We start from the raw sequence: 10,105 nt of genomic DNA on the forward strand, positions 1-10,105 counted from the left end.
TCAATATGAAACAAAAACGTGCCCGCTTAATTTATAATCCAACATCTGGACAAGAAATTATGAAAAAAAATGTTGCCGAGGTCTTGGATATTCTGGAAGGTGCTGGCTTTGAAGCGTCAGCCTTTCAAACAACACCAGATGAGAACTCAGCAAAAAATGAGGCCACTCGTGCGGCCAAAGCAGGCTTTGACTTAGTTATTGCTGCTGGTGGCGATGGTACAATCAATGAGGTTGTTTCTGGGGTTGCCCCGCTTAAAAAACGCCCACAAATGGCGGTTATTCCAACGGGAACGACAAATGACTTTGCACGCGCCTTGAAGATTCCAAGAGGAAATCCTGTTGAAGCAGCCAAGGTTATCGCTAAAAATCAGACCCTTCAGATGGATATTGGCCGTGCCTATGACGACAAATACTTCATCAATATTGCGGCTGCTGGTTCCTTTACCGAACTAACCTATAGTGTACCTAGTCGCTTAAAGACAGTACTTGGTTATTTGGCCTACCTTGTTAAGGGGGCAGAGTTGTTGCCACAGGTAAAGAAGGTTCCTGTTCGTGTTACGCATGACGAGGGTGTCTTTGAAGGTGGTCTTTCCATGATTTTCGTTGCCTTGACCAATTCAGTTGGTGGCTTTGAAACGATTGCCCCAGATGCTAAACTGGATGATGGTAAATTTACTCTAATCATGGTTAAGACAGCTAACCTCTTTGAATTGGTTGACCTCATTCGTCAAATTCTCCAAGGTGGTAAACACATCTATGACAAGAGAATTTCCTATATCAAAACGAGCTCGCTGTATATTGAGCCTTTAAGTGATGATCGTATGATGATTAACCTCGATGGCGAATACGGTGGTGATGCACCAATTCATCTCCAAAATCTGAAGAATCATATTGAATTTTATGCAAATATTGATGAGATTTCTGATGATGCCATCACTCTTCCAGATACAGATGAATTAGCTCTTGAAGCCATTGCACAAAAATTCAGTACAGAAGCTGAAAAGATTGAGAATGACTAATGTTAAACCTTTAAGCAACCTAAGATAGGTTGCTTTTTTAGTATATTTGTAGAAAATGACGCTTTCATTTGTTACAATAGAAAAAACTGGGAAATTGTTATATAGAATATTTAGAGGAGTAGAGGTTTAATAAAGAGAATGAACATTATTTAAGTGATGATCATCTAAAGAATAGTGATCAGGCTTTCGAGTCGGCTTTTAGTAATAAAGGGCCAGAGTTTGAATCTGCTTTTCAGGAGGAAAAAGCTGAGAAGCGATATTTCTTTTTGACTCTTGCTCTGCCACTGATACTCTTAAGTGTGAGCTGGGGCTCGGTCTTCTTATCTTGGAAGTATAAGCCGATAATTGTGTATCTGGCTGTAATTGTGGCATGTTTTGTCCTTGTTATCATTCTCTTTAGAATGGGACAGAAGCTAGGTAGATTTCTCTTCACCGCAATCGTGGTTGGCTTGATTGGACTATCCTTCTTTGCCACTTTAGGTGGTTCTGTCTATCGAGGGGCTATGAAAAAATACAGGTTGATTCAGTAGGTGTCTCAGTCAGATCTTGATGAGGATAAACCTGATAGCGATGATCCCAAAGATTACGAAGATGAGTCTGCGATTTATAACTGGACGGAAGAAGATTTTGAAAATCTGAAACCCAAGGCTGATACCTTACGTTCGATTATTAAAAGTCATGGTAAGGGCAATTATGTCGAGATGGAGTCTAGTGGTCTCAAGGTGAGATCTGACCGTGGAGATGGCAATGAATATAGTGATTTCTCTTTTGTGAAGGACGAAAAGGGACGCTTTGTCTATGATAGTGGAATAGCGACTTATCCCCTTGATGGCGTCACTGAGGTTGATAATTATAGCAGTAATTGGACGGAAGAGCGGATAAGTAGCTTACGTACTAAAGACCAAGACTATCTGGGTCCAGCAACATCCTTGTCTGAGGTAGTGAGGGAACATTCTCAGGCAAAAAGGTCCTGGAGAAGTATCAACGTCCATTCATCAGGAATCATACATAAGTCAGTTGATCTTGATTACACTGATCAGAATAGTCCTATTGAGAAAGCACAATTGTTAAGACTATCTTTTGAGTATAACGAAAAGAAAAAGGACTATTATTTGAGCTATAATTCTGTGGCTCGTCGCTACTAGGGATGACTATCTATGATAATGAATAACTAAACAGCAATTTTTTAGTAATAAGAGGTTTGATTATAAAGGGGGATTTTATAATGACAGCATCAAAAACCAAACGTCTCTTGTATTTTATGTCCGAATTGGAAAAGGGAAATGACATTTCAAAAATGGACTACCTAGCTCGCTTTGGCATAAGTGAGCGTACACTTAAAGAGGACGTGAGTGAACTCAAGGAAAATTTGACTGAGTTACGTCCAAATATGAAGGTTAAGTATTCCAGAAAATACGGTTCCTATCATGCCCAGTATGAACAGGGCTATGGTAACCTTAAATACAATCAGGCAGTTATCCTATCTAAGATTCTTTTAGAGAGTCGTGCCCTTCGAAAGGATGAAGTAGCAGAAATTATCAACATCTTTGTTGAGAGGGCTGTAGACGACAAGGAGCGCAGACGTATCAAGCGATTGACTGAGCTAGAACTAGATAGTTATCAAGAACTTAAGATTTATCAGGATCAAGATAAGTCACTCTTACCAGCTATTTCAGCCATTTTCGATGCCATTGTGGACCAACGTCCTTTGTCTTTTAGTTACCGTAAGCCAGGAGAAAAAGTGGAGGAATATAAGGTCTTTCCGATTTCAGTCATTTTTGATAACCATTATTTCTACTGTATTTCTTACAAACTGGATGATAACTTTACTTGTGATTATCAGTTCTCTGAAATCCGTTATTTCCGTGTCGATCGTTTTCAGACCATTCATAAATCTGAAAATGATTTGGCTTTCACGTTAAGTCCAGAACAAGAAGCCCGTCTTATTACAGATGAGCAGGTGCGTTACCAGGCTTTCTCAATGCTTTCTGGTAATGAGTGGGCTCGAATTACCTTTGAGTATAAAGGACTTTACCGTGATGTCCTGGAATCCGATATTCCAAAACTTAAACTGTTAGAGGAAAGCACTAGTGATGGTGTTGATCAGGTCCGTTATGAGATTGAAACCTTTAGTTTATTAGGTTTTCAGAAGTACATTCAACGCTTTGATGGGGATTTTGTGTTCCTCAAGATTGAAGCATTAGATAACAAATGAAAAAGGCCTTCGGTTATCCGAATGCCTTTTTAAATCTGACAAAAATAGTATAATTGTGTTAAAATAGGAATACGGAAGCGTTATCATTTTCATAAGGAGGGAAAATATGAAAGAAAAGAAAAAAGAAATGCAAAAACAAGTCTTAACTCTTCTAGGAATCTTGATTTTTGCCTTTGTCAATGTGTTTATCTTTGATAATAAGATGGGCGCTGGTTTTTCTGCCTTCTCAACTATCACCCTGATGAGTATTGGACTCTTGTCTAAGCGCACCAGTCTGCGAGTTTTGGCTATTATTTCCTATCTCATCAATGTGGTAGCAGCCGTTTTTGGCTTCAACTATGTTGGTTTTCTAACAGCAGTTCAGGCCATTGAACTTATCTTCGTTATCTGGTATCTTTACCCACGTGACACGTTTTTGAGACGAGATACAACTGATAAATACACTTATCGTTATCGTTGGATTCATTTGCTTTTGACGGTTTTAATCTCAATTGGAGGTTATATCGTTTTTGCAGTTGTTTCTAGTATTTGGGATGGTTCCTTCCTAGAATACGGTGGGAACACAGCTCTCATCTTTGCTATGCAATATTTGCTCTTTTTGAGCATTACCAAGTCGAGACAAGATGAACCGACCAAGGTTGCCCATTTGTTCCAAAAGGAACGCAGTACTAAGGAGATGAAAGCGGCAATAGAGGCCGAACGCCAGGCCAAAGAGAGAGCACTTGCACAAGCCTTTGAGGTACCTTTGAAGGCACCTAGTCAAACAGCTGAAAAATTTGGTAACAACATGATCAAATTTGCATCTGTCTGGCTATTGGTAATGGACATGTCCATCTTGGCTTACTTCTTCCGTCCAAACGATGTTGGTTTCGGGTTTGGCGCCTTCTTTGTGCTCTTGACCATTGTCTTGTCCTTGATTTTCAAATCTGAGGAAGACAAAGAGGACGTTTTCTCTATCATCTATCATAAGATTCGTCCTATCCAACCTATTTTCTTCATTTTGCTTTTGATTGCCCATGCGCATAAGTTTAGCTATGGTGCAGCATACGCTCTCTTGTTCTCAGCTGCTTATTTCTTCTGGGCTATCAATAAGATTAATATGAAGACTCTTTTGACCTTTACAGTCATCATTTATTTCTTCCCAGTCTTTGGTTATCTCTCTAACCCATACCGTCTGGGTGCTGAAAACCTTAAGATGGTAGGTGAACTGGTGACAGATCGTGAGAAGTCTAATACCTTCTATCTCGGTCATTATTGGTCACTTCTAGGTCTACAGAGTGATGGTGAATATGAAGGAGTCCCTACTTCTTGGCAGGCTGCTAAGTTCGCTGACATTCAGACATTCTCTGATGACAGTGATATCACTTCAGGTGTTTTCCAAGTGAATAGTCACAATGATTATGATTATGATTTGCATTTAACAAATAACAAGGGCACCATTGCAGTCACAACTGGTTCTGGAAAAGATAAGAAAGAATACCAGTTCACTGACTTTGCCAGAACCTATTATCGATATGAAAAATTGAAAAAAACGGATAACCAAAAGCGTTATAAAGATTTTTACAAGGTAGGTACTGTTTCGACTGAGTTGGGAACTTATAATCTTTATCTTGAAATGAATCAAGATTGGGTTGATGAGTATCAAAAAGATCCTACTAATGTTGACTACCGTTTGCTTATCTCTGGTGACAAATTGACACCAAGAGAAGCTTACAAGAAAGCATATCATTACTAAAAAAATATCTCTGCACATTGCAGAGATATTTTTGTTTTTGTCAGTCTTTATATCCTCGTTTAGCTAATTCTCGTACCAGGACTGCTCCCAAAATCGCAGGAACTAATTGTCCCAGGAGGAGATTAATAACGAGAGCAAAATAAGGAAGTTTGAGCAAGGCACTAAGCCAGATTGGTACCACTAAAGCAGGAACGAGTAGGATTGGAAAGATGATGAACCAGCTAGATAACTTGGCTTTACGGATGAGGTAGATGCTACCAGTTGTTAAAAAGCTAGCACAGAAACCACCAACCACGTCAATCAATCCCAAACCTCCAAAAGAGTTTGCGATGGCATTAGCCAGACTAATTGGGAATACCAAAAATGGGAAGATGTAGGTTAGTCCATATAAAGCAGTGGCCAGACGCATCTGAACAGCACCAAAGGAAATAGCTTGTGAGACAAAGAGGATAGCAATATAAAGGGCCATCATAATAGCTGATAGAACGAGTTTTTGAGTGGGATTAAGTTTATTTTTCATAATTTCTCCTTAATTATTGGGCATAGTAAAAGAGTAGCAGGTCTACTCTTTTTGTGATTTAGGTCTAGAGTTATTTTATAAGTCAATCTCTAAGACAATAGGTGTGTGGTCTTGGCGATCACCAGAGTCAATCATGTCTGATTTTGTGACCTTATCGGCAATACGATTTGAAGTCAACCAGTAGTCGATTCTCCAGCCTGTATTGTTGATTTTAGATGTTTTACTACGTTGGGCCCACCATGTGTAGGCTCCTGTAACGTCGCCATTGAGGTGACGGTAGGTATCGGTGAAACCTTTTGCAAGGAGGTTAGTGAAACCAGTACGTTCTTCATCTGTAAATCCTGGTGAACGACGATTACTTGAAGGATTAGCCAAGTCGATTTCCTTGTGGGCAACATTGTAGTCACCAGTCGCAAGAACTGGTTTCTGAGCGTCCAATTCAGCTAGGTAATCCGCATATTTTTCGTCCCAGATTTGACGTTCAAGCAGACGTTTGAGGCCATCACCAGCATTTGGTGTGTAGACCTGTGTCACAAAGAAATTGTCAAATTCGAGAGTGATGATACGCCCTTCACAGTCCATGGTTGAAGGTGCTCCGATTTCAGGATAGGTAATGACTGGATTCAGTTCTTTTTTATACAAGAACATGGTTCCAGCATAACCTTTACGGGCAGGTTCAACAGATGAACGCCAAGTATTGTCATAGTCAGGGAAGTAGTCTTCCAAGATTTGCAAATGCTTTTTAGTCGGACCTTTAGCAGACAGTTTTGTCTCTTGAATAGCAATGATGTCTGCATTTTCAGCGACCAAGGTGTCGATAACAGCGCGTGATAATTGAGCGCGTGCAGAATCACTAGTAAGGGCGGCATTTAGTGAATCAATATTCCAAGAAATTAATTTCATGTGTACAGTTTCCTTTTTTGAATCTTTCCTTTCTATTGTAGCAGAAAATAAGGTGTCAGGCGAGTTATGGGTTTGATAAGGGAAGCTAGGAGGAGTATACTTATCTTAGATTGAGAGGTACATATTAATGAAAAAGCAATCCTACATTTATTACTTGTTTTGGGGTCTCTTGTTGATACAAGTCTTTCTTACAATCATGATTTGGTGGTCACAGGGGCTAGTGCTTCCTCTTGTTATTTTTCCGGGGATGAGTGTCTTCTTTTTATTTTACTTAAGGTCTCTCTTAGGCTACAACCTTAAGCAATCTCCCTCAGAACCCTTATTTGTCCTCCGTAGGTATGGCCTTGGAACTAGTTTAAATCCCAAAAATCCCCTAGGCTATAAGATTAGTCTCCTAGTGGTCATGGGTGCTTTAGTTCTCCTTTTCTGCCTAACCCTATTAGTCTTTCTTGGAAAATAGAGTCTTAGGTTTTTTTATTTGTAATTATCACTAACTAGTTATAGTGTATTTTCATAACAAATAAAAGAATTACTGGAGGAAAGATTTATGTCGATTGAACTTGGCATTTCAACTTTTGGAGAAACAACCCTCCTAGAATCGACTGGAAAATCTATCTCTCATGACCAACGTATTCGAGAGCTCGTTGAAGAAATTGAATTGGCGGATCAAGTTGGACTAGATATTTATGCGATTGGAGAGCATCACCGTGAAGATTTTGCAGTGTCGGCACCGGAAATTGTTCTTGCAGCAGGTGCTGTGAATACCAAGAAGATTCGTTTATCTAGTGCAGTAACCATTTTGTCATCTATTGACCCGGTTCGCGTCTATCAGCAGTATGCAACCATTGATGCTCTGTCAAGTGGTCGTGCAGAAATCATGGCGGGTAGAGGCTCCTTTGTTGAGAGTTTCCCACTTTTTGGCTATGATCTTTCAGACTATGATGAACTTTTCAATGAAAAACTAGACATGCTTCTGGAAGTGAAAAAGCAAACGAGTTTAACTTGGCAAGGTAAGCATACTCAATCTGTTGACAATCGCCCTGTGTATCCGCGAGCAGTCCAAGATGATTTTCCGGTATGGGTAGCGACAGGTGGTCACATTGAGTCGACCATTCAAATTGCGGAAAAAGGTTTGCCAATTGTCTATGCTACAATTGGGGGAAATCCGTAGGCCTTTACTAAATTAGTAGAAGTTTATAAGGAAATCGGTGCTCGAAATGGTTATTCGGATGAACAACTTAAGGTGGCTGCTCATTCTTGGGGATGGATTGAAGAAAATAATTTCCAAGCGATAGAAAATTATTTTTATCCAACGAAACAAACGGTGGATAACATTGCTAAGGATCGCCCACATTGGTCTGAAATGACTAAAAAGCAGTACTATGCTAGTGTTGGACCAAACGGAGCCATGTTCGTAGGGGACCCCGCTCACGTCGCTCAAAAAATCATTCGTATTATTGAGGATTTATAGCTAGATTGCTTCATGCTTCATCTCCCAATTGGTTCTATGCCACATGAGGCTGTTCTAAAGGCTATTAAGCTTTATGGTGAAGAAGTGGCGCCAATTGTTCGTCGTTATTTTGAAAATAAAGGATAATTGGTTGAAGGTAAACCTCAAGTTCTCTCTACTATTGTCATCATCACTGTTCTATGATAGGATGGAAGATAATTGATAAAGAGAAGAGGAAAATTATGCGAAAGCTGTCAGAAGCAGAATGGATAAGTCGTTTTGAGCAAGTTCAAGGGCGTAAACCGAAACCCGATGAACTACAATTAGCTTATCAGTCTGGCCTTATTGGAATCTCGAAAAATTATAATTATATCTATATTCTTCTGGGGGCTCTAGTAGCGATCGTCGTTGGCATTGGCTTGACTCTAGTCTCTAGTTCAATGAAGAACGTCAAACAGACTAAGTCGTCTGCCACAGTGGCTAGCTCGATATTCTCATCGACAGATAAGGCTAATGCCAAGCCAAGTACGTCATCAATCGAAAATGCGAAGACGAGTGAATCTAGCAGTGCAAGTATTGATACACCTGATGCTAACCATGCTAAGGAAGCCTATACTGAAAATCCACGTTGGACCAATGACAAAGCTAGTCGCCTTGCTAGTTTGATGGTTTCTTGGGGCAATCAGATGAATCAGCCAGGATACAAAGAAATTACCAATGAAGCCTCTTCCTTGCCTATCCGTTGGATGTCGGATCATAACCAGACTGTGGATGCTACTTATGCTGCAAATGGTAATAGCAATTCGGAGTATACCATTGTTTCGGTATACGAGAGATGGGAAAATGTATCTGTTCACCGTTATTTCTTTACCATTAAAAAAGATGGGACTCCCTTTGTTCTTTATTCACCAACTACTAATGGTGGCGTGTATTATGTCAAAGAAACGGAAAATGCTGACCTTAAATCAGGATATGCAGATATTGTAAACAATTAAAAACTAGGATTCCAACTGGAATCCTAGTTTTTAATTTGAAGACAAGTCAAACTGTGGTCAGCTCTTCTACAGCCATTCGCTCTTATTTAACCTTCTTGGCTAACATGGTCGCAAATTGAAGGGCGATTGGATTGCCATGCTCATCTAAACGGTGAAGGTGACCAAGATTTTCATTGTACTTGATTAATTCCCAGTCTCTATAGTAGTTTTTCAACTCGCCTTCTTCAAACGTAAATGGGAAAGGCATGGTACAAGGGTGCTCCTCAGTGTCCATGGCACAAACAATTAGGTTGTAACCACCAATGACTGTACGCTCTTGCATATTCTTGATAATAGCCGGAATTTGATCGGGATCAAGGAACATAAAGACGACTGTTGAGAGGATGAAATCAAAGGTTTCAGACTCAGGAAGAGCAGCAGCATTGATATCGTAGTAGCCAGCTCTAACATTGTAATTTTCCTCATCTGCAATCATTTGGATGCGTTGTGTAGCTTCGTTATTAACATCAACGGCTGTAACATCATGCCCAAGAGATGCCAAATAAAGAGCGTTACGGCCGTGACCACAGCCTAGGTCAAGGGTACGACCAGGTTTGATATGACCAGATTGGACTGCTTCAAGAACCTCGGAGTGGGCTTTAGTGTCATACTTTTTAGCCATGTAGTCCTCAGGTTTACAGTAAAAAGAAAGATAGCATTCCAAATCATCTGATGCAGCAGCGATGCGATGCCAAGCTTGTGGTTCAACAAAAGGAATCTCTGTCTCGGGGGTAAAAAGGTGCTCTGCAGTAACCTGTCCTTGTTCATCTAATTCGTAGAAGCGGAGAGATCCTGATAGAATGGTTAATTTAGCCCAAGTTCCTACCTTAGTATTGTGTTTTTGCGTCACCATTTCTGGAAGTGTTGTAGCTGTCCAGTTTGGTAAACGTTTGTAGCAAAGAAGTTGCTGATTTATAGTCATTTTATGAGTTCCTTTCAAACGGTATGACTCTATTATAGCAAAAGTATGGAAAAAGAAAAAAGGCCTAGCCGGGTGTGTTCTGACCCCAAAAAGTTAGACAAATAATTTAAGCAAAGGATTTAGTTCTGTATTGTACAGGACTGAGTCCTTTTAGTTTTACCTTAATGCGTTTGTTGTTGTAATAATTAATATAGTCTACAATAGCTTGTTCCAAATGCTCAATTGACTTGAACGTCTTCTCATAACCATAAAACATCTCAGACTTAAGAATGCCAAAGAAGGATTCCATCATGCCGTTGTCTGGACT

Annotated in this window: 9 protein-coding genes and 1 pseudogene; 6 read left to right on the forward strand and 4 right to left on the reverse strand. The window is 39.9% G+C overall.

Annotated elements, in window-relative coordinates; genetic code table 11:
* Positions 1–5: 5 nt before the first annotated feature.
* The 4 genes from H7T98_RS01245 to H7T98_RS01260 all read left to right on the forward strand — a co-directional run bounded on the left by H7T98_RS01245 (position 6) and on the right by H7T98_RS01260 (position 4,969).
* The gene (locus H7T98_RS01245) at positions 6–1,019 is read left to right on the forward strand and encodes a diacylglycerol kinase family lipid kinase (RefSeq protein ID WP_070476696.1); all 1,014 of its coding nucleotides are present in this window, start codon (positions 6–8) and stop codon (positions 1,017–1,019) included.
* A 530-nt stretch (positions 1,020–1,549) separates the two neighbouring features.
* Complete coding sequence (locus H7T98_RS10155; protein ID WP_230310590.1) at positions 1,550–2,164, forward strand: hypothetical protein; 615 nt, start codon at positions 1,550–1,552, stop codon at positions 2,162–2,164.
* A gap of 80 nt (positions 2,165–2,244) precedes the next feature.
* Positions 2,245–3,234 carry a helix-turn-helix transcriptional regulator gene (locus H7T98_RS01255; RefSeq protein WP_175057724.1) on the forward strand — a complete coding sequence of 330 codons (990 nt, stop codon included), beginning with the start codon at positions 2,245–2,247 and terminating at the stop codon, positions 3,232–3,234.
* 106 nt (positions 3,235–3,340) lie between these two features.
* Positions 3,341–4,969, forward strand: coding sequence for a hypothetical protein (locus H7T98_RS01260; RefSeq protein WP_195918106.1), 1,629 nt, complete (start codon positions 3,341–3,343; stop codon positions 4,967–4,969).
* Positions 4,970–5,009: 40 nt separating this feature from the next.
* On the opposite strand, the gene H7T98_RS01265 is transcribed toward H7T98_RS01260, so the two are convergent.
* Both H7T98_RS01265 and H7T98_RS01270 read right to left on the reverse strand, forming a co-directional pair.
* Entirely contained in the window at positions 5,010–5,489 is a 480-nt protein-coding gene (locus H7T98_RS01265) for a QueT transporter family protein (protein ID WP_002884216.1), read from the reverse strand.
* A 75-nt stretch (positions 5,490–5,564) separates the two neighbouring features.
* Entirely contained in the window at positions 5,565–6,392 is an 828-nt protein-coding gene (locus H7T98_RS01270; protein ID WP_175057722.1) for an exodeoxyribonuclease III, read from the reverse strand.
* A 547-nt stretch (positions 6,393–6,939) separates the two neighbouring features.
* Between H7T98_RS01270 and H7T98_RS01275 the strand changes: the two are divergent.
* Together H7T98_RS01275 and H7T98_RS01280 are read left to right on the forward strand one after the other, a co-directional pair.
* Positions 6,940–7,989, forward strand: a pseudogene (locus H7T98_RS01275) (LLM class flavin-dependent oxidoreductase).
* A 95-nt stretch (positions 7,990–8,084) separates the two neighbouring features.
* On the forward strand, positions 8,085–8,837 hold the full coding sequence (locus H7T98_RS01280; protein WP_155213347.1) for a DUF4767 domain-containing protein: 753 nt from the start codon (positions 8,085–8,087) through the stop codon (positions 8,835–8,837).
* An 82-nt stretch (positions 8,838–8,919) separates the two neighbouring features.
* On the opposite strand, the gene tehB is transcribed toward H7T98_RS01280, so the two are convergent.
* Positions 8,920–9,798 carry an SAM-dependent methyltransferase TehB gene (gene tehB, locus H7T98_RS01285; RefSeq protein ID WP_155213348.1) on the reverse strand — a complete coding sequence of 293 codons (879 nt, stop codon included), beginning with the start codon at positions 9,796–9,798 and terminating at the stop codon, positions 8,920–8,922.
* 106 nt (positions 9,799–9,904) lie between these two features.
* The coding region (locus H7T98_RS01290) for an IS3 family transposase (RefSeq protein WP_201043116.1) at positions 9,905–10,105 on the reverse strand (201 nt) is incomplete at its 5' end.

This window comes from Streptococcus sp. 23.2 (assembly GCF_016648665.1).
Lineage (GTDB): Bacteria > Bacillota > Bacilli > Lactobacillales > Streptococcaceae > Streptococcus > Streptococcus salivarius_E.

Coding starts and splice junctions, on each gene's coding strand:
- H7T98_RS01245 (WP_070476696.1), top strand. CDS start 6: ATGAAACAAAAACGTGCCCGCTTAATTTATAATCCAACATCTGGACAA.
- H7T98_RS01255 (WP_175057724.1), top strand. CDS start 2,245: ATGACAGCATCAAAAACCAAACGTCTCTTGTATTTTATGTCCGAATTG.
- H7T98_RS01260 (WP_195918106.1), top strand. CDS start 3,341: ATGAAAGAAAAGAAAAAAGAAATGCAAAAACAAGTCTTAACTCTTCTA.
- H7T98_RS01265 (WP_002884216.1), bottom strand. CDS start 5,489: ATGAAAAATAAACTTAATCCCACTCAAAAACTCGTTCTATCAGCTATT.
- H7T98_RS01270 (WP_175057722.1), bottom strand. CDS start 6,392: ATGAAATTAATTTCTTGGAATATTGATTCACTAAATGCCGCCCTTACT.
- H7T98_RS01280 (WP_155213347.1), top strand. CDS start 8,085: ATGCGAAAGCTGTCAGAAGCAGAATGGATAAGTCGTTTTGAGCAAGTT.
- tehB (WP_155213348.1), bottom strand. CDS start 9,798: ATGACTATAAATCAGCAACTTCTTTGCTACAAACGTTTACCAAACTGG.